This window comes from Paenibacillus guangzhouensis, from assembly GCF_009363075.1.
GTDB lineage: Bacteria > Bacillota > Bacilli > Paenibacillales > Paenibacillaceae > Paenibacillus_K > Paenibacillus_K guangzhouensis.
In genome coordinates this window covers 339,278-365,173 of record NZ_CP045293.1, presented here as the reverse complement: position 1 = coordinate 365,173, position 25,896 = coordinate 339,278, and the positions used below count along the sequence as shown (strand labels likewise).

Sequence of the window (25,896 nt, the reverse complement as noted above, 5' to 3'; positions counted from 1 at the left end):
TACGGATAGAAAATGAGCGAACGCCTAGGGCGCATATGGGTTATTTGACATAATTTGATTCCGAATATATTAAAAAAGGAGTTGCTATCTTGGAAAAGATCCCAGTTACAGGATTTGTATTTCACTCTGGAGACTCTGGGAATGAACATTCCCATGGTCTATATATTACTTCTTGGGACGGGCATCCTGTTTATCACGTTCACCCATTTTCAGGAGTGACCTCTTATAATGATGGACACGTTCATCAATATGTAGGCGTTACTGAGCCAGCACCAACTGGTGTCCCACATGTTCATCGTTATCACACAGTAACTTCAGTAAATCAATCTCACACTCATGTTATTCAAGGGGTTACAGGTCCAGCAGTAGATGTTCCGGGTGGTGGACACATACATTACTTTGAAGGTTTTACGACTGTAAATGGCATGAGGCCACATACACATCATTATAAAGGAGCAACAGGCAATGAAACTTAGCTTGCTTTTAACTTAACCGAACGGGTATGATAGCTTAATAAAAGCAGCGGCTGTCTAAGACTTATTTTCAAGTCCTATTGAGCCGCTGTTTCATTTCCATATGATGTCGCAAACCCTACTTACTGAAGAAATAAGCTTTACTAACTTCGTTTCATCAATCACACTATCCTGCCCGTTAGCTTAAAGCCGCTGCCAATCCATAACTTTATAATCACGACGCATCAAAAAAGAACCGACCATGATATGGCGCCGGTTCTATATTCTTGAGTAATTTAGATGGTTTTCGCTCTTCAATTGCTTAAGCCTATCTTCATGTTCAAGCATAGCTACAAGAAGAGGGCCGCTCTAAGATCACCGCAGCTGAATCCGCTGCCCGGTTGTTTAAAATTACGTGTCTACCATAAAGGGGTCACTTCATATCTGGCATGCCTGCATTAGTTTTTTAATATTTTTCACCGCTTCGCCTTATAAAACTCATGGTACAGCTTCATGAGCGCCCGCTTCTCGATCCGCGAAACATAACTCCGCGAGATGCCGAGCTCCTTCGCAATCTCCCGCTGCGTGCGTTCCTCGCCGCCGGCTTCAAGCCCGAAGCGGCCAACGACGACCTCTTTCTCCCGATCATCCAGAATCTCAAGGTTTTGGTAGATTTTCGACTTTTCGATCTTCAGCTGCACCTTCTCCACAACGTCGTCGGCTTCGGAGCCGAGAATATCGATTAGCGTAATTTCATTTCCCTCTTTATCCGTGCCGATCGGATCATGCAGGGAGACGTCTTTTCGCGTCTTCTTCAGACTACGTAAATGCATAAGTATTTCGTTCTCGATACAACGAGCCGCGAATGTCGCTAATTTCGTGCCTTTATTCGGCTGGAAGCTCTCGATGGCCTTGATCAGACCAATGGTACCGATCGAGATCAGATCCTCAAGGTCTTCGCCGGTGTTATCGAATTTTTTGAGGTTGTGAACACGAAACGATGTAATTACTGCTAATCAAAAAAATGGAGAAACATCGCCAAACTCAATGTTTCTCCAACAACATTACTTATTAAATATGATTTTCGCTTGTACTCCTTGCTCCTCTAGCATGTGCAATAACACACGTCCATCAATTAATTCAATAGGCTTATCCTTAGCGAAACTTCGGGCATCAGGACCGTATGTTGAGGTTGTAACCAAGATGCCCTTAGATGCGTTTTCATTCATCATCGTCCCGTACAAATCTCGAACAGCAGCTACTTCCACAGTATTCTTATAGCGCTTAGCTTGGATAACATACTTACCACCGAACACTGGACGAGGATCGAATGCAATTACATCAACGCCTCCATCCTTGCTGGATCGTGTGAGTTTTGATTCTAATCCCATTTTTGCAAATATGTTACACACCAGATGTTCAAAGTCAAATGGATCCATTTCAAGTAAATTTGGCCTGTCATCGAGGCTTGAAAGCATATCTCGTTCATCAACGAAACGTCGGTCATACATGTCTAAATCCACAATAGGTTTCACTGGTGTAAGTTCTGTAATTGTAGGCGAAAGTTGTGCTTTAAGTCCTTTCACACATGCAAGCACATCAACCCTGCTGAGGTCAAATTTCATAAACTCTTCTTTTTGTGTCTGAATCGTCAAAAGACATGGCCTAATATCAAGGCCCGTGCCAAGATCCACTGTAGAAACTACCCCGTTGAAAACAACTGAATTAAGATTGCTGCTCTGATCAGCTTCAAAAAGTTCATGTAATGTTCGAAGTGCAATTGACGCAACTAGCGAGGAGTAAATTTCGGTTATATCTTTAGCTTTAAAAGCTATACCTTTTATCTCGTCCCGACTTTGTGTATATTTATATTCTTTATATTCCGGCACTACCGTTACATTCGGTAACTCGTACTCCACCAATAATTCTTTACTTTCATGTATGTAAAAGAGATTGAATACCTGCGGAAAAATGTCGCTGTAACTCGATCGTTCAAGTACCATATTGCAATATGCTTCAACAGCTTCTTTATCTCCATTGAAATACGCACTCTTGAATTCATCTATTGAGATATTATGTACTTCAATCTCATCATAAAATTTTCTCTTTTCTTCTTCATATGTTTTTTTCGCAGTATTCAGCTCAATTTCATTTTCTTTTTTAATTTCCTCAATCTGGAGTATTATGGACTGATGATGATGCATAGCATTGTTAAATGCTTCTTCTGCAACTTGAATTGATTTTAGTCGAGCTTTTTTTCCAAGTCCGATTACCTTTTCCATAAACGAGGCTTCTTCAGAGACTCCCGCGAAAAATGTTTCCCTTACTGGAACAGGGTTATCAGGCAAAGGCTTTAATGAAGGTACAACAAATGGAGGAAATTCTTCTCGTTTATACAACGAATCAAAGGAAATATTATCATCCACTCTAAGAGTTTCGCTAATAATTGTTTTAAATTCGTTAAAGCGATATGCCACTTCTTCATTAAAATCATTTGTTTCTTCTTTTCGACTTTCAATGTATGCAGCTTTTTGCTCTTTTTCATATATTTTTTGATCCCGAATCGCCTGCTTAAGAGCACGTTCATTATCACGCTCGAGCTGTCTCTCATATTGTCTGTGTAGCCGTAAGTTTCTTTCTTGCTCGCGAATTGCTGCATTTCTTGATCGTTCTGCAGCACGTTGTGCTTTGGCTGCCTCTTTAGCAATCTTATTTAATGTACTCACAAAGCCTCTTGCCATATTATAACCCTCCTAATCTCTCTTACTCAAAGCCTGGGTAATGCTCCTTTAACGAATCAAAGAATGGATCATCAAATTAATTTGATTAATACTCTTGATTTCAATAATTCCATCCATAACAATGCCTCCATGTATGGTAGTATGAACCCATAATACCAGACACTTAGTGTCGAATGTCGTCGAAATTAGTCGCACTTAGAACTTTGCTACTAATACAATGAGACTAACAGAGACCGAGGAGTTTATCTTTTTACTACTCCTATAACAAAATCCACCTTTTCTGAAGCCAGTCAAAGGTTTGTCAATCTTCCCTACGGTCTATTGTAGCAACGCCTGATCTGAAGCTTGTCCATCCTAAAGAGACCCGTCACGTGCCATTGTAATGATACCAACTCTACGGATCGTTCGTGCTGTTCTTTTTACAACATCTATATCGATAAGCGAAGAATCACGAATGACATGGTTCATATCTATCTGCTCATCTTTTCTTAAAATATGCTGGCGAATAAACGAAATCGTGTCTTCAAAATAATTCACGGAATCCTCCCATGGATGATGCGAATAATTATTTTTCAACCTACGTATAAAAGTATACTAAAAAGCAAGTATACATACGATGATTTCCTGCTTTTGTCATCCACACAGTATCGAATAGCATTGAATATGATTAATACGCTCCCCTTGAGTCATAATGTCACAACGCAAATAGCCTGTAATCATGAGAGGCTTATCTCTCATGATTACAGGCTATTTGCCCTTGATTGCTTTTCACCGCTTCGCCTAATAAAACGATAAAGTGTCATCAGCGCCCGCAAGTTTCGTGCCTATATTCGGCTGAAAACTCTTCATGTGAACACGAAGCGATGTCAAAAAAATAAACTAACTTCAACAACATACTCGAGTTAGTTTACTCTTTTAGGTTATTCCGCATTAATAAGGATCTTTCAATAACTTGCACCCATTCAGGCAATTCATCAACATAATACTTTATCGCACTCGTATCAGCTTCAATAATAATTTCACCATCAGCTTTACTATTATCGATGACGACTAAATGATCGATAAAGAATAAATTCGACAGAAGATTTTTCATACTCGTAACATCACGCCGAATAATATCTTCCGTATCGATATGATGACCACCGTTCTTCACACGCGTAGCAACTCGCTCAATATTAAGTTGAACATCCCCTAGTCCTACATAGAACATGATGATCTCAAAACCATGACTCTTCGCTTCTAACATCTGTCGGATTACGTTCCCACCTGCTAAAGTTGTTTCGACGGTAAAGTCCCACTTATTACGAATACATTCTCTAACTAATCTTATCGCTTCTTTGCCTGCAGATACTTTTCGCTTTTCAGGATTCATATTGTCAATTTTGCGTGCTAGCGCATCAGGATCAATATTGATGCTTACGCCAAGTTTATCAACAATTAAGTTTCGAATGGTACTCTTTCCACTTCCATTATTGCCAGCAAAAACAAACATAGTAGCATTCACATCACTCATGATGTAGCTCCTGCTTACTCATCCGCACAATCTCACCTGTAGCATATTCTCTAACGATTTGACCATCCGTGGTTTTATACACAATATATGTTCCATTGACTTTCGCATCTAATTTTGCGCGATCGCCCGTTAATCGAATTAGTTTAGATAAATCCTGCATACGATTCATCATGGATGTCACCGCCTTGATTCAACTTGTAGTTTGAGTATAGCATATTAAAAGCGTGATTAATAATTAAACTACTGACTCATTTCTTCATTCAACACAAAAACCTAGAAATGAGAGACCTCTCACATCCAGGTTTTTATAATCATCACCGCTTAGCCTTATAAAACTCATGATACAGCTTCATGAGCGCCCGCTTCTCGATCCGCGAAACATAACTCCGCGAGATGCCGAGCTCCTTCGCAATCTCCCGCTGCGTCCGCTCCTCGCCGCCGGCTTCGAGCCCGAAGCGGCCTACGACGACCTCTTTCTCCCGATCGTCCAGGATCTCAAGATTCTGGTAGATCTTCGACTTCTCGATCTTCAATTGCACCTTCTCCACAACGTCGTCGGCTTCGGAGCCGAGAATATCGATTAGCGTAATTTCATTTCCCTCTTTATCCGTGCCGATCGGATCATGCAGGGATACATCCTTACGTGTCTTCTTCAAACTACGTAAATGCATAAGTATTTCGTTCTCGATACAACGAGCCGCGAATGTCGCTAATTTCGTGCCTTTATTCGGTTGGAAGCTCTCGATGGCCTTGATCAGACCAATGGTACCGATCGAGATCAGATCCTCAAGGTCTTCGCCGGTGTTATCGAATTTTTTGACGATGTGCGCGACCAATCGTAAATTATGTTCCACGAGCATATTCCGCGAATATGCGTTGCCCTCCGCCATCTGCTGCAGGTGCTTCATCTCTTCCTCTTCGGTTAATGGTTGGGGGAACGCGTTATTTTTAACATAGGATACCAACAGAGAAAGCTGCTTAATGAACATCGCGATCGTTGACAAAAATCCAAGCATTACTCCACCTCCTAAGACGTGCACGGTCTCTATCCGAATGACTGAGATCGTTACATTCTATGTGGGCGAAAGCCTATCTGTGCCTGTACGCGGGAAAATAGTATCCTTCTGTGCTCCCTGTGTCGCAAACCTGCAGCACGAAATTAGACTTCGCAAACAGCTAACGAATCCCAGCAACCTTATTTAGCCTAAAAACGACCTAAAAATATTCTAAGGAACTCCACGAGCGCTATTCCCATCAAAACTGCACAACATTGTCCGTTCTGAGCACAATAACGCCGCTGGGGTTCGTTAGTGTGAAAATCACCCCATATTTGCTCAAATAGCGTCCATACGATTCGTTAGAACATCGCGGCCCGCCGGAGCGCCCGAACAATGAAAAAGCCAAGCCCGCACTTGGCGAACTTGGCCTTCCTCTTCTATAACACCGTCTGCAACTTACCGCTGCGCTACCTTCTCTTGCGCTACACCTTGCAATACACAGGCTGAACACATACCGGCTTAGACACTTCAACGGACTGCCCCGTGAAGTTCAGCTTCCCTGTCGATGCATCGACGCGGAATACGGCAATGTTGTTCGTGTCGCGATTCGCTGCGAGCACATATTGCCCACCTGGCGTTAGTGCAAAATGGCGCGGGTGACGACCCTCGGTCGAGACATGCTGGATCACCTTCAACGTGCCGGATTCGGCATTGACTTCGTACACGACGATGCTGTCATGACCACGGTTCGATCCGTACAGGTAGCGCCCATCGGTCGAAATGGCGATCTCCGCGCAGCCATTCTCGCCGCTGTAATCATCCGGCAGCGTAGACACGGTCTCGATCAAGCTTAGCTCGCCTAACTCCGAATGATATGCGAAGACGCTCACGGAGGAACTAAGCTCGTTAATCACATAAGCGAATTTGCCATTCGGATGGAATGTCAAATGCCGCGGACCCGAACCTGCCGGAACCGCTGCTTCTCCTTGCGGCACGAGCACTTGACGATCAGCATCGATCGTATAGCATTTCACACGGTCAATGCCTAGATCGGATACATAGAGGTAACGCTCGTCCGGGCTAAAAAAAGCCGAATGCACATGCGGTTGATTCTGATTCGGATGCGGCCCGTGACCGTGGTGCTGCTGTACGTCGAGCTGCGCTCCGACTTGTCCGTCCGCTTCCAGCGCGACTAATCCGACGCTTCCCCCGTGATAGCTGGATACGATCAGATAGCGGCTATGCTGATCCCGCTGAATATGGCATTGTGGAGCATCCAGCGACTTCGCGCGGTTCAACGCCTGCAGCTTGCCATTCACTGCATCGATCGAGAAGCTGACGACCTCTCCGAACTTCTTGCCTTCTTCCGTTGCGCCCTCGGCAATGGCATAGAACCGCTGATGATCCATATCTACGTTTACATAGGTCGGATTTTTCAATCCCGACGCTTCATTAAGTTTAGTCAACGCGCCAGACTTTTCGTCAAATGAATACACATATACGCCGGGAGCATCTGCTTCGGCATAGGATCCTACGAATACAAGCATGCGTGGTTCCATTGCGGTAACCTCCTTCGGTACATCGATAATATGTATGGTACTGTTACATAACTTTACACTTGAACCAGGAGGAAAATCAATACACCAAGCACTTCCCGCGACATGCTTAACGGAAAGTGCCTGAGGGATATCGAAATGTAGAATCCATAGCAAGGCATAACTGCTCATACAATGCACTCAAAACCGCAACTTCTTTAATATTCAACAACATCCCTAATAGGATGACTTTGCGAGGCTGCACCTGGAGCAATTCCTCTTCCAAAACAAGGATAGAGTCCATGACATCTTGCTTATTCGTCATCGCAATCGAAGTGGTCTCCACGGCCTCTCGCATCTGCTTCACGAGGACGAGGGGATGCACGATCTTCGTCTTTGCTTCATCTCTCTCCAAGAAGGAGAACATTCGCGTATTCAGCAATGGACTTGGTCGATGCTTCATCATTCCCTCTGCCGCGTAATCCATGATATCGATAATATACTCGCTGATCTTCTCGATCTGAATCGGAATGTTATCGAATAATTTAAGGCACATATAGGTGAAAACCAAGCTGCTCAGCAGGGATGCGCCATCCATCAGATAAGGCTCGAATTCCTGCCCATATAGATCTCGCAGACTTTCGACCAGCATCTCGATATTCAACTTGCTCATATTGAACATAAAATCACGAATATCCTTATGGACATGATCCGCATTGTCACGCATTTGCATTTTAATAAATTCAGGATGTTCGTTCCATATACTAAGATACACTTCGATTTTACGTATTAGCCGTTCTCGTGGATGAAGGTCGCCTGCCCGTTCTATCAATTGCATGCGATCTTCCAACAACTTGGATTGATACATGAAAATATTCAGCAGCAACTCATCTTTGGAACTATAGTACTGATAGACGCTTCCTTTCGACATTTTGCAGAAAGAGGCTACCTCCTGCATCGTCGTATGCGAGAACCCCTTCGTTGCGAACAATTTCATCGCTGAGAGCATGATCTGCTTCTTCTTCTCTGGCATTTGTTCTTCCATCATGCTGCCCCCTACGCAAAAATCACTATGGTTCTCATTATGACCACCAAGTTCTCTATAACATGAGAAAACCACTTACCTTTCTCTCATGATAACAAAAGCAAATGTTAGCCGCAACCACGTACAGTACATGGCAAAATGGATTCGACAATTGCGTAGAGACATAGATTACGATGACCGTGAGTGCCTGGTCTGCTGAGCCGATGACGAGCGGGACGAATTTTTCCCCCACATGGTGAACATGGCTGCACTAATGAACAAAATAACGGCTCCAAAAGCATATGGAATTTGAATATGGACGTCGAACAAAATACCCGCGATCGATGGACCGATAATATTGCCTAAACTCATATATGCATTATTCATGCCGGCCACGAATCCTTGCTCATTTCCGGCCATTTTCGATAGCAGCGTATTAATTGCTGGCCTCACAATGGAAGTCGCAATGAAGAACAGCATACTCACGACGAAAATGAGGAAATAATTAGACACGAACAGCATCGCAATCATACTAACTCCGGACAAGATAAACATCGAGAGCAGCAATTTCTTCTCACCGAACCGTTGAAGCAATCGTTCAATAAGAACAGCTTGGCAGATGACACCGATAAGCGCACCTAACGTAATCATGAGCGAAATGTCTTTCGGCGTAAATCCATGCTTCACATCGACGTACAGGCCAAAGATCGCTTCGAAGTTCTGTAATCCAAACGATAAGGCGAACACGAGTATGAGCAGCATGAAGTAAGGCGCCTTCGTTGAAGCAACAAGCTGACGGAGCAGATTATCGCGCTTCTGTGTGCTGCTTCTTGCACGTGCACGTTCTTCTGCCGACAATGATTCCGGTAGGAACAGCATCGACACGATTGTAGAAATGCCCGCGAGTGCAGTCGCACAATAAAAGGGTACACGAATCCCGTAATCCGCTAAAAACCCCCCGATCCCAGGACCAATGACAACGCCAAGCGTCATGGAAGCCATCAACATCCCGAGTCCTTTGCCACGCTTCTCTTCCGTCGTGATATCTGCTACATACGCCATCATGGGCGGGGTCATCAATGCAGCCGACATGCCACCCAATAAACGGGAAACATAAAGCAACCACAAATCTGTAGCAACGCCGAACAAAAGCTGCGAGATCGTAAACAGCCCCATCCCGGCTACAATAAGCAATTTCCTGCCGTACTTATCCGACAGCTCGCCTGCGATAGGCGAGAACAGAAATTGAGTCAACCCGAATGCCGCTACGAGATAACCCATGGCTTGGCCTGTTACGCCAAACTCTATTACATACTTTGGCATAATCGGGATTATCAATCCCATCCCAACCATGGCGATAAACATGTTCATCATTAGAATCATGAGTGAACCAGATCCTTTTTTTGGTACTGACAATCTCCCCATCTCCTTTTCTCAGAACCATAAAGTTCTTATAATGACCATAAAGTCATTTTCCATGGTACTCTACCATTCTCTCGTCTGTCAAATGTTAGCTCACCGCCCACATTTGTTATGATCACAAACAAAAAAGCAGCCCTGGAATCCGGACTGCGGTTGTTCGATTGGTTCAGTTTGTTATCCTACACTTCGAGTGCTGACGAGAATATTGATTAAGCGTGAATACAATGCATGATAAGCTGACCGAATCTACAAATCTATCAACCGCATAGACAAAAAAGCCAAGTTCGCTACGGTGCAAACTTGGCCATGTCTATGCTCAATCATCTCGTCGATTGTAATAAGAACCGCTCGACTTCCTCTTGCCGAGGCATACCGTCCTGCGCACCGAACTTCGTCACGGCAAGCGCCGAGACGGCAATGGCGTACTTGACGCTTGCCCTGATCTCCCCATTCATGGACAACGCACACGCAAGCCCAGCATTGAATGCATCACCCGCACCCGTCGTATCGACGACATCCAGACGATGTGCTGGCAGATACTGCAAGCTGCCGCCCTGCTGCTTCCATGCGGCACCTTGGCTGCCTAATGTCGCTACGACGACCTCGGGACCGCGCGCCAGCAGCGCGTCCATCGCTTGCTCCAGGCCCGCATCCCTCGGGTCGATGCCGGTGATCGCCCGCATTTCGGACTGATTCGGCGTAATATAGCGGACCTTGCGAAGGATATCCTCCGGTATGTCGCAGGCCGGCGCTGGATTAAGGATGACCGGAATGCCGTACTGATGCGCGGCATCGACAGCCGCCGCGACGGCTTCCATCGGAATCTCGAGCTGCACGAGCACGATCGACGCTTCCGCGATCACGCTGCTCCACGCGCGAACGTCTTCGGCCGTGAGTGAACCGTTCGCGCCCGGCACGACGACAATCGTGTTGTCGTCCGGCGTCAGCGTTATCGAGGCGATGCCTGTCGCCGCTTCGTTCGTCTGCTTCATATGCTCGGTGCGCACACCGCTCTCCTGCAAGGACCCGAGCAGACTCTGACCGAAGCTGTCCTCACCTACGGCGCCGAGCATCACGGTCTCATGCCCGAGGCGGGCGCATGCCACCGCTTGGTTCGCACCCTTGCCTCCGGGAATGAAATGAACCTCTTGCCCGAACAACGTCTCGCCGCTCTCCGGGAACCGTGCTGTCTGCACGACGATATCCATGTTCAAGCTTCCGACGACGACGACTTTTCCTTGCTCTCGCTTCGCGCTCATGATGCAACACCGCTTAGGAGACGGCTCATCAGAAGCTGCACGAGACGATCCGAATCCACGTCGAGACATACGTCCACGTTCGCATCCTCCGTGAAAGACGCCACCGTCTGTCCCGTTCTTGGCCGATGGTCGTATTCGATCTGCACACTCATCTTCTTCGTCTTCACGAGACTGCGATCAATCAGCAAAGACACTGTCAGCGGGTCATGCATGAAGGTGTGCTCTTCCTTCACGAAATCGAACCAGCGACCCATCATATCCGCAAGCTTCAGATTCAGCGGATCATTGGAACGAATCAATTCTTGCCGCTCCTTCTCCGTAATCTGTACCTTCAACGTCACGTCCAGTCCAACCATCACGATCGGCGCACCGCTGCCGAAGACGACTGATGCTGCTTCTGGATCGCAGGCGATATTATGCTCCACAACCCGCAGGTCTGCGCCGTTATCGCCTAAGCGGGTCACGCCGCCCATCAGCACGATTTCTTTCACGTTCTGCGCGACTCTCGGTTCGCGAATCAAGCTCGTCGCAATATTGGTCAGCGGTCCGATCGGAATCAGCGTAATTTCGCCTGGATGGCGCATGACGGTATCAATAATAAAATCGACGGCATGGCGGGCATCATAGGCGAGCGTCTCGCCTTCCTCCAATAGCCCATCGCCCTCATGACCGGCCATCCAGATCGGACGGTTGCCGAGCAGCGAATTGTCCAGCCCAGCCATTACGGGGACGTCCGTCTTGTCCGACAACTGCAGCATCTTCGCTACCATCTTGGCGCGCAGGTCCGCGTTGCCGTACACCGTCGTCACGCCTTCCAATTTCAACTCCGGCGAACGCAGCGCAAGCGCGATCGCCAAGGCATCGTCGATATCGCTTCCGATATCGGTATCGATGATGATGCGTTTCATCTTTTCCATTCGATCCACCCTCTCCCCATGACTCATTCTGTATCTTTGTGCTCTTGATCTGGATTAGCGAAAAATTCTCGCATCAGTTTCCTTTTGACTTCCTCTTCCGCGAAACATACTTCGATCGCGTTAGCGTTCATCCGCTTCAGCTCATCGATGCGGAAATCGTGATAATGCATTAGCCGCTCGTATTCCATATTCAGCGTCGTATTCGAGACAGTCGCGTTGTCCGTATTGACCGTGACTGTCAGATCTTGATCGTAATACCGACGAACCGGATGCGCATCCCATGATGGCGATGCCTTCGTTTGAATGTTGCTTGTCAAACACATCTCCAGCGCAATCCGCTGCTCACGGACCACTTCCACGAGGGCTGGGTCTTGCTCCAAACGGACGCCATGCCCGATTCTGCTGGCATGCAGGCAAGCGATGCTCGTCCGAATGTTCTCCGCCCCTGCCGCTTCCCCGGCATGGATGGTGATCGGAATGCCCCGTCGATGGGCCTCCTCAAAGACCGCCTGATGAAGCTCCGGCGGGAAACCGGCTTCGTCGCCGGCCAGATCCATGCCTACAACCCCTTGACCGTAGAACGCACTAGCCTGCTCGAGCACCTGCCAGTTGAGCTCGATCGAATGATTGCGGAGACAGATTAAGATCAGACGCGCAATCGTTCCGGTCGCTTGCTCTCCGGCTCTCATGCCGGTTAATACCGCCGACACCGTCTCCGCCAGCGTCAACCCTTGCTCCACATGCAATTGCGGAGCGAACCGAATCTCGATATATTTGACATTCCCCTTCGCAGCGTCTTCGACCGCTTCATAGGCGACTCGTTCCAGGTTCGCTGCCGTCTGAAGAAGTGCAGCCGGCAGCTGGAACTTCTCTAAATATTCGAACAGACTCGCACAATGGTCAGTGACGCGCAGCATCCACAGCAGCTGCTCCTCCTGCTCCGGGAGGGCGATGCCGGCCTCGGATGCCAACGCTCTTACAGTAAATGGGCGCAAGCCACCATCCAAGTGATAGTGCAGCTCGACTTTAGGCAACGATTCGATCGCGCTCTTCATCTTCATGCCCGCTTCTCCTTCGATTTCGTCAATTTGCGTTTCTTCATTTTTACTTCGGTCACCGCATAGACGACGAGGCCGATCACAGTGACAACATAAGGCGTCGTGCCGACGAGCTCAGCCGGAATCTTAAAGACCTGCAGCGCGTTCGCGAGCGCATCCGCCGCCCCGAACAACATCGAGGACAAAAAAGTCCCGATCGTCGTGCTGCGGCCGACCGCTTCCGCTGCGATCCCGATCCAGCCACGGCCAGCAGTCATGTCGCGGGTGAAGAGCGACAAATACCCCATCGACATGTAGGCGCCGCCAAGCGCCGCAAAGAATCCGCTGATCAGCAGGGAAATGAACTGAACTCGATTCACCCGCACGCCTACTGACTGCGCAGCCTGCGGGTTCTCCCCAACGGAGCGAATCTGCAAGCCGAGCGGTGTTTTAGCCAGCATATAATATAAGCCGGCAACGCACAGCAGCGATACATACGTCAGCACATTGTGACCGGACAAAATCGGTCCGAGCACCGGAATATCCTGTAGGATCGGAATATGAATGGACGGCAGGACGCCGCTCTTCAGCGATGTGGAAGCTCCTTTATCCCCGCTCACCAAGTAGAGAATAAATACCGTACCGCCTGATGCGAACATATTGACCGCGATCCCGCCCAAGATGATGTGGGTCTTGAACTTCAAGGTAAAGAATCCGAGCAGCGCCGCTATCAAGACGCCAGCAACAATGGCAAGCAGCAATCCTAGCCAAGCGCTTCCCGTATATGCACTCACAATCACGCCGGTTAATGCGGAGACGAGCATCGTCCCCTCCAAACCGATATTCACGATGCCTGCCTTGTTCGAGATCAACGCACCTAACGCGGCGAACAAGATTGGCGTCATCACGCGAAGAACGGAGAATGCGAAGTCCGTCGAGAACAGGATATGAACGAAGTTATTCACGTACGCCCGCCTCCTTCAAGAGCATTCGCGTCTTCCAGAATTTCAGGAATTGCTCTGCAGAAATGAGCAGTATGATCACCGCTTGAACGATTGAGATCATCTCCGCGGGAACATCGGACATCCGGGCCATCAAGTCAGCTCCAATTCGGATATAAGCCAGGAATAGGGCTGCGCCGATAACGGATAGCGGATTATTCTTCGCCAGCAGCGCGACCAGTGCGCCGTCCATCCCGTATCCCGGAAGCGATGTCCATTGGAACCGGCTATACATGCCGAGCACCTCGACCGAACCGCCCATGCCGGCCAAGAAACCAGCCAATAGATGTACGGTAATAATAACTTTGGTCGTATTGATGCCGGAATATTCGGCAAAGGAACGGTTCGAGCCCGTCATGCGAAGCTCGTAGCCCCACTTGGTCTTGTACATGTAATAATACACGGCAAAAATGCAAAGGAGCGCGATAATCAGCCCCGTATGAATGCGCGTCCCAGGGATGATATTGTCGAGCAAAGCCGTCTTCTGGAACTTATACGATGCATTGATGAAGGCTTGCGTATCCCGCAGCTTGTAGTTCAACAAATACAACCCGACACCAAACAGAATACTATTGAACATTAACGAAGAGACGAGCTCATTCACATTCCATTTCGCCTTAAAATAACCCGGTATCGCCGATAACACCGCACCGGTTAACGCACCTGCTAAAATCGCGACGCCAGGATGCAGCCAGCTGTTCAGCGTCGCATGGATCGCAATTGTCGATGCGACGATCCCAGAGAAATAGAAGAGCCCCTCCGCCCCGAGGTTGAACAAATTCGTCCGGAACAGCAGCACGACGGATAATCCGGTGAACATTAACGGAATCGACATTTCAATCACATTTCCGATATGCGATAGCGAATTGATCGGCTCGAACAAGAAGATCAGAATCGTTCCGAGCGGATCCTTACTGAATATCGCAATAATGAAAAAGGTAAGGAGCAGAGAGATGAGTATGACTGCAACCGTGCGTATTTTCTCAAATTGGGATGCCTTAAACATGGATAGCCCTCCTTACTTCGGCCTCGCTCTGTACTTTGATACCTAACATGGCAAATCCCAGATCTTCTTCCGTGACTTGCTTCACATCGGGGTAATAGGCGACAAATTGTCCGTTGTACATGACGAGCAGGCTGTCGCTTACTTCTAGAATCTCGTTCAAGTCGGCCGACAAGAGCAAAATCGCGCAGCCGTCCTCCCGCATCTCCAGCAGCCTTTGATGGATCAGCTGGGCTGCCCCGATATCCACGCCGCGCGTCGGTTGCTCCGCGATGAGCAGCTTCGGCTCCGCCTCGCATTCCCGTGCCACGACGACTTTCTGCATATTCCCGCCGGACAGCATGCCAATCTCTTGCGCTGGACCTTTGCACCGAACTTTGTAACGTTCTATTTGCTCTTCCGAGAACTTGAGAATCTTCTTCTTGTTAAGCGTGAGTCCCTTATTCCAGGCTTTCATCCGATAGAACATCGACATGAGGTTGTCCGAGATGCTGGCATCCTTTGCGACCCCTTGACGCATGCGGTCTTCCGGGATATACGATACGCCGTAATCGCGAATTTGCTTGATCTTATGTCCGAGAACCGCCTGCTCACCGACGGCTACGGTGCCTTGCGCACCGGGCAAGCTGCCTGTCAGTGCACCGACCAGCTCCGATTGTCCATTGCCTTCTACGCCGGCAATCCCGATGATTTCGCCTTCGCGAATCGTAAACCCGATGTTACGCAGCAGCGGTTTGCCATCCTCGTTCGCGTAGGAGAGATTCTCTACCCTAAGAACCGGGGCGCCAGGTTTGCGGTCTCCTTTGTTATATTTCAATACGACGTCCCGTCCCACCATCAACCGCGAAATCTCCTGTTCAGATACAAGTGCCGTCTCGTGAACGCCCTCCGTTTTGCCTGCGCGCATGATTGTAATCCGATCACATATTTCTTTCACTTCCTTCAGCTTGTGGGAGATGAACACAATCGTATGTCCTTCGCGCTTAAGCCCCTTCAACTCCCGGAAGAGTTCCTCCGTCTCCTGCGGCGTCAATACGGCCGTTGGTTCATCAAGAATCAATATTTTGGCGCCGCGAATGAGCACCTTCAGAATTTCGACCTTCTGCTTCATCCCGACAGACAAATCCTCTACTTTGGCAAGAGGATCGATCGCGAGATTGTATTTCTTGGACAGCTCCTCTGTCAGCCGTACAGCTTCTTTATAATGAATGCCTAGCCCCTTTTTAGGCTCCATGCCAAGGATAATATTCTGCACCACCGTGAACGACGGAACGAGCATGAAGTGCTGGTGCACCATGCCGATGCCATGATCGATCGCGTCCTGAGGCGACTGAAAACGCACCTTCTGACCTGCGAGCAACATTTCCCCTTCGCTTGGTTCTTCCAAACCGAATATCATCTTCATGAGCGTCGACTTGCCTGCGCCGTTCTCACCTACGATCGCATGAATTTCTCCTTTGTTCAGCGAAAAATTCACGTTGGCATTGGCGACGACGCCGTTCGGATAAACCTTCGTAATGTTACGCATTTCCAGTAACGGAGTAGACTCCATGACGTGATGTCTCCTTTCATATAGCATTGTAGACATGAGAGAGGGGTCCCGAACTGCAGAACCCCCTGTACATAATTGGATTATGGCTTCACGGAACGGCGTAGCTCCTCGATCTTAGCCGTATCCATGCCCATGGCATTGCTGACCTTGATCTCGCCCGAGGCAAGCTTTTTCTTCAAATCCTCGATTTGTGTTCTAATCTTCTCTGGCAGACTCTTGTAGACGTCATTCTCCGCAAGCCCTACGCCATTTTGCTCTAAGCCAACCACATCGAGACTTCCTGTTGCTAGTTTGCCTTCTTTTGCTTCCTTTACCGCTTTGAAAATAACTTCATCGATTTTCTTGATCGCCGAAGTCAGAATGAGATCCGCTTTTTCTTGATCTGTCCCTTGCATCATCGCGGACTGGTCGGAATCGACGCCCACGGCGTATTTCTTCTGATCCTTCGCCGCGTCGAATACGCCAAGGCCTGTACCGCCGGCAACGTTAAAAATCATGTCAACGCCGGAGCGGTATTGCAGCAGCGACAGCTCTTTCCCTTTCCCTGGATTCGCAAAATCTCCTGCATATGAAATTGCGACTTTAATGTCTGGCACAACGTATTTCGCCCCTTCGATGTAACCGACCAAGAAGGCATTGATGCCCGGGATATCCATTCCACCGACGAAGCCGATTTTTTTATCTGGATTCGCTTGCGGCATATCTGTCGAAGTTGATACAAGTGCGGACACGGCTCCCGCTAGGAAAGACACCTCGTTGGTTGCATACGACACCGCATAGACATTGGATGCCACTTCATTCATATCCGTATCATAGTTAATGAATTTCTTATCCGCATAACGCTCAGCCGTTGCGTTCATCAGCTCTGTAATTTGCGATCCACCGGAAATGATAACGTCCCAATCCTGGGATGCCACGTCATTGAAGGTCGGCTCCCATTTCGTCTGATCCGCACCCATTTCGATGACCTTCGTCTCTGCGCCAAGCTCTTCTTTCACTTTCGTCAGCCCGCGATTTGCAGCGTCGAAGAATGATTTGTCGCCAAGCGTTCCTGGAATAAGCAAGACAACTTTATAAGCGTCTTTGCCGTTATTTGCAGATTCGGCGTTTGAACCCGTATTGTCCCCAGGTGCTGTTTTGGAGCAAGCGGTTACAAAAACCATAATCAATAACACGAGCATACTTATTGCCTTTTTCATTGACCGATCCCTCTTTTCTAGATGTATACTTGAATCTACCGACGGCCATAGAATTTATTATTCGGCTGCCGTTGTGTTACAATCGTAACAAAATGGCGTGCATTATTTTATCCGAATTCGGTCAACATTATTATAGGATATGGCTAGGATGGGGGAGTGCGATGATGAGCTCACTAGACTTTATGTTCTATTCCACGAGGGAGAAGAATCGATATATTCCACCGCATCATCACGATTGCTATGAATTTGTATATTATTTTGGCGGATCAGGCGAATCGCGTATTGGGTCCAAACGGTTTCCTTTCAGCGATAACCGCTTTGCCGTCATTTCGCCGGGAACGGTCCACGATGAGAGACACGATTCGGACGGGCATGTTCTATTCATCGGATTTCATTGCGACAGCGACGCCTTACGGAACCTTAACGCCGTTATTCAGGATGACGAGGACAGGATCAGGCAGCTGGTCTTACGAATGAACGAAGAGTTTGCGGAGAAAAGGCAGTCTTACGCCGAGATGCTCAACTTAATGACGGACGAACTCATCATTCAGATCGAGCGATTGGTCGCAACGAATAAATCTGAGGAATCGTCCCTCAATCAGCTGCAATATGTTCGAAATTTCATAGACGAGCATTACCGGCAGAAAATATCGATCGAGTCGCTCGCCAAGATGTCAGGATACAGCTATGATCGCTTCAGGCATCTATTCAAGGAAAAGTACGACATAGCGCCGCTGCAGTATATCTTCAAGAAACGTATAGAATATGCGAAGCTGATGTTGTACGAAACGAATGAGCAAATCTCCGAAATTGCGCTGACATCCGGATTTTCAAGCGAAGCCCAATTTTGCAGCATGTTCAAGCGAGAGACGGGGACGACGGCCAAGGCGTTCCGGCAGCGAAGGAAGATTTAAGAAGAAGCTTATGCTTACTGCAATGACTCTTCTAGTTCATAAAAAAAGAGACGAACCTAATGCTGATCCCATCCATCGATGAGCCAGGGTTCGTCTCTTATTTGTTAACGAATGATGCTATTTCTTAATCCACTTGCCGTTCGTGAAATCCGGGATTGCAACCGCCTGACCGCCCGTAACGATGGACTGCTCGCTCAGCGCCGAAATGCTCATCCAGCTTGCCATGTCGTAGACATCGATCGGCGTTTGTGTACGCTCCCGCACGCTATCGAAGAAGTCACGAAGCACAAGCCAGTCCATACCGCCATGGCCCTGCTTGACGCCTTCTTTCTGATACGCCGCCCAGATCGGATGGTCATATTGCTCACGATATTGCTCGATATTGCCCCATTGGCTTCTCCAATCAACCTCAAACTCGTTATGTACGCCTTCAATGAACAACGAATCGTTATCCTCCGTGTACATCCCCTTCGTTCCTCGGACGGAAAAGTTTCTTGAATAGTATCTTGGAAGCGTCGTATCCAGCGTCAATGTGATCGTCTCGCCGCGAGCACATTTAATTGTCGTCGTCACAATGTCGCCCTGCAGGAAGTTCACCTTCGCGAGCTCCTCGTCCTGCTTCACGTTCTTCACATATTCGTGAAGCCCTGCCGACTTCGACGCCACGGAGACGAGCGATACCATCCGGTTGCCATGGTTGATATCGAGAATACGGGCGATGGGTCCGAGCTGATGCGTCGGATAATTATCACAGTTGCGATGGATGTAGTTGTCTAATCGATAATGGCGGTTCTCCTTGCCATAGGCGATCTCATACCGCAAATCGTGCATGTAACCGCCCGTACAGTGGACGATCTCTCCGAGTACGCCCTGCTGCACCATATGGAGGAGCATCAATTCCGTACGGCCATAGCAGCAGTTCTCCAGCATCATGACTGGCACCTTGGTGCGCTCATAGGTCTCGACCAATTTCCAGCATTCTTGAATCGAATACGCGCCGCCAACTTCACAGGCCACATATTTGCCATGTTCCATCGCAGCAACTGCCACATGGACATGGTCCGCCCACGAGGTCGTGACCACGATTGCGTCTACCGACGACATTTCCACAATCTCTGTATAGTCCTTCGTCGTCACCGGACACGGTTGTCCCGACTGCTCCACGATCTTCGCCGCCTGCTCGCAGCGATCTTCATACAGATCACAGACCGCAACAACCTCGATATCATCCATATGCAGCATCAATTGCATCATCCCGATGCCGCGTCCGCCTAATCCAATCACGCCGATTTTCATTTTCGACTTCATGCTGATCTCCTCCATCGCCTTCATGATTATGCCCAAAGGCCGCCTGACCCTTAGGTCTCTGCTTCATCCTCTAAAATATTCCTGATGACCACCCCTCATTCCTTCCGTTTCGTCATAAAAATTTTCGTTTTTATCGATAAAATGAACAAAAAAATCGACAATAATGACATAATCGGTCATTATTGTCGTTAGTTCGACTTCACCCACCAGGACACCAAAAAGGCCGTGATCCTCAGATCACAGCCTTTTCATCATTGCAATGCGCTTGGAGTACGCTGTTTATTTTCCAATGTTTTCGATCGGTTCCACATTTCCGTATCGCACGGCAGAACCTTGGATCGGTGCCGCCCATCGAACCGCATTCGAAATTACTTTCATGACATCCGGCTGATGATAAGTCGGATACGTCTCGTGACCTGGGCGGAAGTAGAAGATTTTGCCGCGTCCACGACGGTAGCAGCAGCCACTGCGGAATACTTCCCCGCCTTCGAACCAAGAGATGAAGACAAGCTCGTCCGGCGCCGGAATTTCGAAGCGCTCTCCGTACATTTCTTCCTGCTGGATTTCAATGTATTCGCCCAATCCTTCAGCAATCGGATGACCCGGTTCAATCACCCAGATCCGTTCCTTCTCGCCGACCTCGCGCCATTTCAATTCTGCCGTTTTCGTTCCGAGCAGACGGTCGAAAATTTTGGAGGCGTGACCGGAGTGAAGCACGATCAATCCCATGCCCTCCAGCACGCGGCTGCGGACTTTCTCGACAATGTCGTCGCGCACTTCATGGTGAGCGATATGGCCCCACCAGATGAGGACATCCGTGTTCGCTAGCGTCTCGTCGCTCAAGCCGTGATCTGGGTCATCTAGAACAGCCGTCTTCACTTCGAATGTGTCCTCTTTACGCAAATAACCAGCAATCGCCTCATGAATGCCTTGCGGGTAAATACCTGCCACCACGTCATTGTGACGTTCATGTCGATACTCGTTCCATACCGTAACTTGAATGTGTGCCATAATTGTTCCTCCTAAGGTAGTGTGATCCAGCGTCCCTCTGCACAAGATTGCAGGGTTCCGTCTAGTGCATTTTGAATGCAACCATATTTTTCATTAGATAGCTTACGGCTTTGAAATTTCTACCCTAGTATAGGCTCTGGTAGTATAATTGAGAATGTCGGATTAAGACACATTTGTACAAAAGCGACTTTTGACATATCGAAGGAGATTATCGATGCTCGCAATTCCTATGGGCGTACTGCCCACGATCAAACTTGTCGGTTACGTATCGTATAAGACGCCATGGCTTCATTTCAGACGCAATGTGAACGAATATATCCTCTACTTCATGAAGAGCGGCGAGATGCATATTCAAGAGAACGGCGTACAGTATATTCTGAAAAAAGGCGACGTCTTCATGCTGGAGCCGAATCTCGAACATGAGGGTACCGCGAAACATGCTTGCGACTATTACTATATTCATCTGACGCATCCCGCCATCGCGCCGACTCACCCGGAAGACCTGCATGCCCTTGCAAGACGTGTACTACTCGAGGAAAGCGGGGGTGCAGTCCCGGTCGAACCTTCCATCTGCTATCTGCCGAAGTACGTCGGATTGGCTTCGAGTTCGCGGCTGCAGCATTTCTACCATGTCTTGAACGAGATGGTCCAGCTCTATCACGGGCGCTCCTACAACCGAACGCTGACAGCCATGCGCGTATCCGAGCTGTTCATCGAGATTTCGCGCGAATATTTGATGACGGCGCTGCAGAGCAACCGTCAGAAGAACACCAAATCGTTAATCACGCTCAACGCCTTGCTGGATTACATCCATCTCAATTATGCACGTAAGATCACCGGCACGGACATCGAACAATCCTTCGGCTGCAACTTCGATTATATGAATCGGGTCTTTAGTCAAGTGACGGGGCATACGATTACGAAATATATCAACCAAGTGCGGATCAATCACGCGAAGGAACTACTGGATGCGACACATCTGAGCATCGGCGAGGTAGGGTATCAGGTGGGGCTTGAGGATCCTTATTATTTCAGCAAAGTATTCAAAAAATATGTAGGCATGTCACCAAGCGAATATAAAGGGGAGCGCGAAATCTGAGTAGTAATCAATAACTGCTTATTAGCAGTTATTTCGGGCGCGTGGCGCTTCTGCGGGCTCAATAACTGCTTTTTAGCAGTTATTTCGGGCGCACGGCGCTTCTGCGGGCTAAATAACTGCTTTTTAGCAGTTATTTTGGGCGCACTAATATTACCTTCTTATATTTACAATAAAAAACAGCTGCTCACTCTTCGACGGATGACAGCTGCCGCTTTTCAAATCTGCTGTATTTCAATTTCCTCATTCAAGACCTGCTAGCCTTCCCCATGCTCCCCAATGTCAATAACTGGGTCTTATGTCCTTCGTTTTGTCTGACGCTACTGAACTCAACGTACATCCTCCTCCACAGGGAAGATCGATACGGCCGTCCCTGGCGTGAGCGTTAGCTCCAACTATCCGTCTGATTACTCATAACCTAGCTCGATTTCCTTAAGTCCATCCGACTTGAGCCATGTCCGAGCGGTATAGCCCTGCTTCATATTTCGTTCTTAATTCTTAACCTGAAAATAAAGTCGAAGTATAAATTCCTATTTTTGGCAGACTGCTATTCTCGGATGGCGCTCCTGCTTGGGCCACGCTAACCGGGGGACATACGTATGAGAAGACGGATTTATGGAGTGATGCTTATCTGTTTGCTTTCGCCTTCCAGATTGCATTCGATCACTTCTGGAACAATTCACCGTCACCGGACGGCATCAGCATCGAGGATTATTATATCAGCGCATGGAAATATGCCGCGAAGCAGCTTCACAGAGAACCTAACCTGATCGGCTACGATATGATGAACGAGCCCTTTATCGGCTCAGATGTTCGTGAGATTGTCACCCCCATGTTTATCGCTTATGCCGAGCTCCTCGCTGACAAACTGGTCGGCGGCTTGATCTGGACGAGCTGCTGCAGCAATGGTCGGATCCCGAAGCCTTCAGCAGGGTGATGAATGATGAACGCGACGCAATTGGCTCAAGCCTAGTTCGAACGAGATCTGCTATCCCATTCTACCGCAAGACCGGAGCCGCACTTCGTGAAGTCGGCCCTGAGGGGATTCAGTTCATCGAGACCAATTATGGGCGTAGCCAGCTCGATTACGCCGGTGCTGGATCACTTCGATCGCCGGGACGCACAGCAAACCTATGCACCTCACAGCTATGACTTGGTTACCGACTCCAACTACGTCCATGCGGCGAGCAGCGAACGTGTCGACTTCATCTTCGGTCAGCATGCCACTAGTCAACGTCTTGCGATGCCCATGCTCATTGGTGAGTGGGGTGCTTATAGGTGGAGAGCGAACCGTTCGCGTGGGATAATATTTAACGTTAACAAGCGACAACCGCGGATAGCTTCGACGGTTGCTGCTTGTTTCATGGCTTGAATTCTTATCACTTCATGTAATTCCTTTCGTTTAGTTCAATTCATTCGACTCAATTTCACTTGCAGGAAAATGAAGGAAAATGTCGAATAATGATTTTCAGAACATCCACTTATTTACATTACAAACGAAATGGAGATTATGGAATGAACGTTTTCAAACGAATTACAATATTGGTATTGGCAGTCTGCTTCCTACTCGTTCTCCCTAACCATCATGGCGCCGCCTACGCGGTAACACCGACGAGTGCTCCCCTTAACTGGAGTATCAACAAAGAAATCCAAGCAACCCATTTGCGAGATGTCGTGAAAAATAAACAAGCAACGTATGTAGCTGTTGGCGACGATGGTGCAATTTTCTCATCAACGAATCTAGAGGACTGGACACGAAAAGCTTCTCCAACACTCGGCGATTTCTATGCTGTTACAACGAATGGTTCAAAATTTGTTGCTGTAGGCAGCCATGGAGCAATTATCACTTCAAATGATGGACACTCATGGTCAAGCTCTTCTATCCACATTAATGTGAAAGAAGGAGAACTGGTCGAAGCCGATTTTCGAAGTAAAAATTATAAAGGAAATCCCAATCGATCATTAACGTCAGCAGACGTCGTGCTGAATGACGTGATCTGGAATGGAAGCAAATTCATTGCTGTTGGGACCCTGAATACAAAGGTAAAGTTCTATGATCAAGGATATTTCTCTACCATTGGACGTGCAATGCTCTTAACTTCCTTAGACGGCGTGAAATGGAGCACAACCACTCTGAAAGATATCTATGGACCCGGCTTCAAAATCTTATACGCGAATAATCAATATTATATCTTCTTTGGTGCACGAGATGATGCCGGAGAAAACAACTATACTGGCGTCTTCGTTTCAAAAGATTTAGTAAAATGGACTCGTCCAACCTGGATGTTCGATAACAAAAAGTATGATTCCGTAAAAGGCTATACCATTACGGACATTGCATACAATGGGAAAATGTTCGTTGCAACAACCGGAGTACAATCCCATATCATCCCAGAAGATAATCTAAAAGCACATATTTACACATCAACCAATGGAATTCAATGGACCGAATCAAAAAATAGGGGTATCAGTGCTGCTGATGGTGTGACACCAGCTGATACGCTAACGAAATCGATCAGCTCCCTGAATCAATTATACTGGGATGGCAAGCAGTTTCTAGCAATTAACAGTCATACCAACGCTATCTACGGGCTAAACTTTGGACAAGATAAAATATTGTACTACGGATCTATTCAGCCTGGGGTCAACAATAAATCCGTCTATTGGGATGGATCAACGGCGATTGCGGTCGGGGAATTCGGTTCCATTTACACATCAATCGATCCCAAATCTTGGACGGGAAGAAAAGAACCCATCGCAAGTAATTTGAATAGCGTTGCTTATGCCAATGGACGATATGTGGCTGTTGGAAATATGAATTCCATTATCGAGTCTCGTGATGGTTTGCAATGGAACTCCTATCAAAATAAAGACGCTTTCTTTGCTAATGGGGCAAAAGAAATCAATTACGATGTGATCGCCTCAGATAACGGTTTTTGGATTATGAATCGTTACACTTCTTGTTTCATGTGTAATGAGCAGCTGCGTTATTCTAGCCAAGCAGGACAATATAAGGTCATCGATATGCCGTCAGGATCCTTCAAGGACTATGCCATCATGAATAATGCATTCGTTGGCAGTAAACCCAAAAATGAAATCTGGAAAATTAACCTTGAGTCAGCTAATAACAATGATGCTGCTTCACTTGCACAAGATACGACAAATAAATATCCGTACCAACAGATTCTCACGAATGGAAAAACGCAGCTCGGTATTCCTTTCAAAGCCGAAAAAGATATGTATTATAAAGACGTTTATACCTATGAAGTTTCCACCGATGGTGGTCAATCCTGGAAGAAAACAAGCTATCAAGGAAAAAATGAAGCTACAATTTCAGCCTTCGGCAAATATATCGATTTTAATTACGATCAACTGTACACGTCTACCGATGGGTCCAAGTGGACCAAAGGGAACTTATTAGGTAAAGAGGAAGATAAAATTAATGTTAAAAAAGTAACCTCCATCGCCACAAATGGCAAACTTATCCTTGCTACAAGTGACTTAACGGAAAGTTCTAAAAGTGAGAATTATGGAAATACCGCCCTATGGATGTCTATGAATGGCAGTAACTGGACCATCGTAAAGCTTCCAACTAAGAGCAGTTTACGAAAAGTGATTTGGGACGGAAGTAAATTTATTATTGTTGGCGATGGTGCTACTGTACTCACTGGTATACCAAGCAATTAGAAACATATATCATATATGTGGAAATGAAGCATAAATAAGCTGGCGTCGGACTTCCATCAGCGTCAGCTTATTTAGCTTTCGTCCTTAGACGAAGCATCCATTCGCAAGTGGAAACCGGGCTCATGCATATCCCTTCCTTCTTTCATGGGCGCAAGTAAGGAATAAGGGGTACACCCTCTCCGTTCAAGCTATCATGGAAAATTAGCAGGATAGAGCACCTGAATGAA

24 protein-coding genes are annotated in these 25,896 nt (G+C 47.6%); 6 read left to right on the top strand and 18 right to left on the bottom strand.

The window, feature by feature from the left end; genetic code table 11:
• Positions 1-89 precede the first annotated feature (89 nt).
• The gene (locus tag GCU39_RS01745; protein ID WP_152391926.1) at positions 90-476 is read left to right on the top strand and encodes a YmaF family protein; all 387 of its coding nucleotides are present in this window, start codon (positions 90-92) and stop codon (positions 474-476) included.
• A 452-nt stretch (positions 477-928) separates the two neighbouring features.
• Here the strand turns inward: GCU39_RS01745 and sigK (GCU39_RS01740) are convergent, their stop codons facing one another.
• The 16 genes from sigK (GCU39_RS01740) to GCU39_RS01665 all read right to left on the bottom strand — a co-directional run bounded on the left by sigK (GCU39_RS01740) (position 929) and on the right by GCU39_RS01665 (position 17,653).
• On the bottom strand, positions 929-1,459 hold the full coding sequence (gene sigK, locus GCU39_RS01740; protein WP_152391925.1) for an RNA polymerase sporulation sigma factor SigK: 531 nt from the start codon (positions 1,457-1,459) through the stop codon (positions 929-931).
• Between the two features lie 57 nt (positions 1,460-1,516).
• On the bottom strand, positions 1,517-3,193 hold the full coding sequence (locus GCU39_RS01735) for a restriction endonuclease (protein ID WP_152391924.1): 1,677 nt from the start codon (positions 3,191-3,193) through the stop codon (positions 1,517-1,519).
• Positions 3,194-3,547: 354 nt separating this feature from the next.
• On the bottom strand, positions 3,548-3,730 hold the full coding sequence (locus GCU39_RS01730) for a hypothetical protein (RefSeq protein WP_152391923.1): 183 nt from the start codon (positions 3,728-3,730) through the stop codon (positions 3,548-3,550).
• A gap of 370 nt (positions 3,731-4,100) precedes the next feature.
• The gene (locus tag GCU39_RS01725; protein WP_152391922.1) at positions 4,101-4,706 is read right to left on the bottom strand and encodes an ATPase; all 606 of its coding nucleotides are present in this window, start codon (positions 4,704-4,706) and stop codon (positions 4,101-4,103) included.
• The gene (locus GCU39_RS01720; RefSeq protein ID WP_152391921.1) at positions 4,699-4,878 is read right to left on the bottom strand and encodes a hypothetical protein; all 180 of its coding nucleotides are present in this window, start codon (positions 4,876-4,878) and stop codon (positions 4,699-4,701) included. The genes GCU39_RS01725 and GCU39_RS01720 overlap by 8 nt, the downstream gene beginning before the upstream one ends.
• A gap of 142 nt (positions 4,879-5,020) precedes the next feature.
• Complete coding sequence (gene sigK / locus GCU39_RS01715; RefSeq protein ID WP_018757275.1) at positions 5,021-5,722, bottom strand: RNA polymerase sporulation sigma factor SigK; 702 nt, start codon at positions 5,720-5,722, stop codon at positions 5,021-5,023.
• Between the two features lie 464 nt (positions 5,723-6,186).
• Positions 6,187-7,263, bottom strand: a complete 1,077-nt coding sequence (locus tag GCU39_RS01710; RefSeq protein WP_152391920.1) for a lactonase family protein — start codon at positions 7,261-7,263, stop codon at positions 6,187-6,189.
• 106 nt (positions 7,264-7,369) lie between these two features.
• A complete protein-coding gene (locus tag GCU39_RS01705; protein WP_227793408.1) occupies positions 7,370-8,287 on the bottom strand; it encodes a TetR/AcrR family transcriptional regulator in 918 nt (305 codons plus the stop codon).
• A 165-nt stretch (positions 8,288-8,452) separates the two neighbouring features.
• Positions 8,453-9,679: an MFS transporter gene (locus GCU39_RS01700; protein ID WP_152391919.1), complete on the bottom strand. Its 1,227-nt coding sequence runs from the start codon at positions 9,677-9,679 to the stop codon at positions 8,453-8,455.
• 326 nt (positions 9,680-10,005) lie between these two features.
• Positions 10,006-10,944 (bottom strand): ribokinase, encoded by a 939-nt coding sequence (gene rbsK / locus GCU39_RS01695; RefSeq protein ID WP_152391918.1) that lies wholly within the window; start codon positions 10,942-10,944, stop codon positions 10,006-10,008.
• Positions 10,941-11,861: a nucleoside hydrolase gene (locus GCU39_RS01690; RefSeq protein ID WP_227793406.1), complete on the bottom strand. Its 921-nt coding sequence runs from the start codon at positions 11,859-11,861 to the stop codon at positions 10,941-10,943. Before GCU39_RS01690 ends, rbsK begins: the two co-directional genes overlap by 4 nt.
• A 23-nt stretch (positions 11,862-11,884) precedes the next feature.
• Positions 11,885-12,922 carry an adenosine deaminase gene (gene add / locus GCU39_RS01685; protein WP_152391917.1) on the bottom strand — a complete coding sequence of 346 codons (1,038 nt, stop codon included), beginning with the start codon at positions 12,920-12,922 and terminating at the stop codon, positions 11,885-11,887.
• On the bottom strand, positions 12,919-13,863 hold the full coding sequence (locus GCU39_RS01680) for an ABC transporter permease (RefSeq protein WP_152391916.1): 945 nt from the start codon (positions 13,861-13,863) through the stop codon (positions 12,919-12,921). The genes add and GCU39_RS01680 overlap by 4 nt, the downstream gene beginning before the upstream one ends.
• Entirely contained in the window at positions 13,856-14,905 is a 1,050-nt protein-coding gene (locus tag GCU39_RS01675; RefSeq protein ID WP_152391915.1) for an ABC transporter permease, read from the bottom strand. The genes GCU39_RS01680 and GCU39_RS01675 overlap by 8 nt, the downstream gene beginning before the upstream one ends.
• Positions 14,898-16,454: an ABC transporter ATP-binding protein gene (locus GCU39_RS01670; protein ID WP_152391914.1), complete on the bottom strand. Its 1,557-nt coding sequence runs from the start codon at positions 16,452-16,454 to the stop codon at positions 14,898-14,900. Before GCU39_RS01670 ends, GCU39_RS01675 begins: the two co-directional genes overlap by 8 nt.
• A gap of 80 nt (positions 16,455-16,534) precedes the next feature.
• Entirely contained in the window at positions 16,535-17,653 is a 1,119-nt protein-coding gene (locus tag GCU39_RS01665) for a BMP family ABC transporter substrate-binding protein (protein WP_152391913.1), read from the bottom strand.
• A gap of 182 nt (positions 17,654-17,835) precedes the next feature.
• Between GCU39_RS01665 and GCU39_RS01660 the strand changes: the two genes are divergently transcribed.
• Positions 17,836-18,567 carry a helix-turn-helix transcriptional regulator gene (locus GCU39_RS01660; protein ID WP_265333439.1) on the top strand — a complete coding sequence of 244 codons (732 nt, stop codon included), beginning with the start codon at positions 17,836-17,838 and terminating at the stop codon, positions 18,565-18,567.
• Between the two features lie 117 nt (positions 18,568-18,684).
• Here the strand turns inward: GCU39_RS01660 and GCU39_RS01655 are convergent, their stop codons facing one another.
• Together GCU39_RS01655 and GCU39_RS01650 are read right to left on the bottom strand one after the other, a co-directional pair.
• Positions 18,685-19,875 (bottom strand): Gfo/Idh/MocA family protein, encoded by a 1,191-nt coding sequence (locus GCU39_RS01655; RefSeq protein WP_152391912.1) that lies wholly within the window; start codon positions 19,873-19,875, stop codon positions 18,685-18,687.
• 279 nt (positions 19,876-20,154) lie between these two features.
• Positions 20,155-20,886 carry a ThuA domain-containing protein gene (locus GCU39_RS01650; protein WP_152391911.1) on the bottom strand — a complete coding sequence of 244 codons (732 nt, stop codon included), beginning with the start codon at positions 20,884-20,886 and terminating at the stop codon, positions 20,155-20,157.
• 214 nt (positions 20,887-21,100) lie between these two features.
• On the opposite strand from GCU39_RS01650, the gene GCU39_RS01645 reads away from it, so the two are divergent.
• From GCU39_RS01645 to GCU39_RS01635, 4 genes are all read left to right on the top strand, one after another.
• A complete protein-coding gene (locus GCU39_RS01645; RefSeq protein ID WP_152391910.1) occupies positions 21,101-21,985 on the top strand; it encodes an AraC family transcriptional regulator in 885 nt (294 codons plus the stop codon).
• Between the two features lie 778 nt (positions 21,986-22,763).
• Complete coding sequence (locus GCU39_RS31325; protein ID WP_193726727.1) at positions 22,764-22,919, top strand: hypothetical protein; 156 nt, start codon at positions 22,764-22,766, stop codon at positions 22,917-22,919.
• Complete coding sequence (locus GCU39_RS01640; RefSeq protein WP_152391909.1) at positions 22,919-23,134, top strand: hypothetical protein; 216 nt, start codon at positions 22,919-22,921, stop codon at positions 23,132-23,134. Before GCU39_RS31325 ends, GCU39_RS01640 begins: the two co-directional genes overlap by 1 nt.
• A gap of 363 nt (positions 23,135-23,497) precedes the next feature.
• Positions 23,498-25,669, top strand: a complete 2,172-nt coding sequence (locus GCU39_RS01635) for a hypothetical protein (RefSeq protein ID WP_152391908.1) — start codon at positions 23,498-23,500, stop codon at positions 25,667-25,669.
• Positions 25,670-25,896 lie beyond the last annotated feature (227 nt).

Excerpts from the sequence above, each read along its gene's own strand:
- GCU39_RS01660 (WP_265333439.1), top strand. The coding sequence starts at position 17,836 with ATGTTCTATTCCACGAGGGAGAAGAATCGATATATTCCACCGCATCAT.
- GCU39_RS01645 (WP_152391910.1), top strand. The coding sequence starts at position 21,101 with ATGCTCGCAATTCCTATGGGCGTACTGCCCACGATCAAACTTGTCGGT.
- GCU39_RS01675 (WP_152391915.1), bottom strand. The coding sequence starts at position 14,905 with ATGTTTAAGGCATCCCAATTTGAGAAAATACGCACGGTTGCAGTCATA.
- add (WP_152391917.1), bottom strand. The coding sequence starts at position 12,922 with ATGAAGATGAAGAGCGCGATCGAATCGTTGCCTAAAGTCGAGCTGCAC.
- GCU39_RS01725 (WP_152391922.1), bottom strand. The coding sequence starts at position 4,706 with ATGAGTGATGTGAATGCTACTATGTTTGTTTTTGCTGGCAATAATGGA.
- GCU39_RS01690 (WP_227793406.1), bottom strand. The coding sequence starts at position 11,861 with ATGGAAAAGATGAAACGCATCATCATCGATACCGATATCGGAAGCGAT.
- GCU39_RS01665 (WP_152391913.1), bottom strand. The coding sequence starts at position 17,653 with ATGAAAAAGGCAATAAGTATGCTCGTGTTATTGATTATGGTTTTTGTA.
- GCU39_RS01635 (WP_152391908.1), top strand. The coding sequence starts at position 23,498 with ATGAACGTTTTCAAACGAATTACAATATTGGTATTGGCAGTCTGCTTC.
- GCU39_RS01710 (WP_152391920.1), bottom strand. The coding sequence starts at position 7,263 with ATGGAACCACGCATGCTTGTATTCGTAGGATCCTATGCCGAAGCAGAT.
- GCU39_RS01705 (WP_227793408.1), bottom strand. The coding sequence starts at position 8,287 with ATGATGGAAGAACAAATGCCAGAGAAGAAGAAGCAGATCATGCTCTCA.
- GCU39_RS01655 (WP_152391912.1), bottom strand. The coding sequence starts at position 19,875 with ATGAAGTCGAAAATGAAAATCGGCGTGATTGGATTAGGCGGACGCGGC.
- sigK (WP_018757275.1), bottom strand. The coding sequence starts at position 5,722 with ATGCTTGGATTTTTGTCAACGATCGCGATGTTCATTAAGCAGCTTTCT.
- GCU39_RS01720 (WP_152391921.1), bottom strand. The coding sequence starts at position 4,878 with ATGATGAATCGTATGCAGGATTTATCTAAACTAATTCGATTAACGGGC.
- GCU39_RS01640 (WP_152391909.1), top strand. The coding sequence starts at position 22,919 with ATGAATGATGAACGCGACGCAATTGGCTCAAGCCTAGTTCGAACGAGA.
- GCU39_RS01650 (WP_152391911.1), bottom strand. The coding sequence starts at position 20,886 with ATGGCACACATTCAAGTTACGGTATGGAACGAGTATCGACATGAACGT.
- GCU39_RS31325 (WP_193726727.1), top strand. The coding sequence starts at position 22,764 with ATGATGAACGAGCCCTTTATCGGCTCAGATGTTCGTGAGATTGTCACC.
- rbsK (WP_152391918.1), bottom strand. The coding sequence starts at position 10,944 with ATGAGCGCGAAGCGAGAGCAAGGAAAAGTCGTCGTCGTCGGAAGCTTG.
- GCU39_RS01735 (WP_152391924.1), bottom strand. The coding sequence starts at position 3,193 with ATGGCAAGAGGCTTTGTGAGTACATTAAATAAGATTGCTAAAGAGGCA.
- GCU39_RS01670 (WP_152391914.1), bottom strand. The coding sequence starts at position 16,454 with ATGGAGTCTACTCCGTTACTGGAAATGCGTAACATTACGAAGGTTTAT.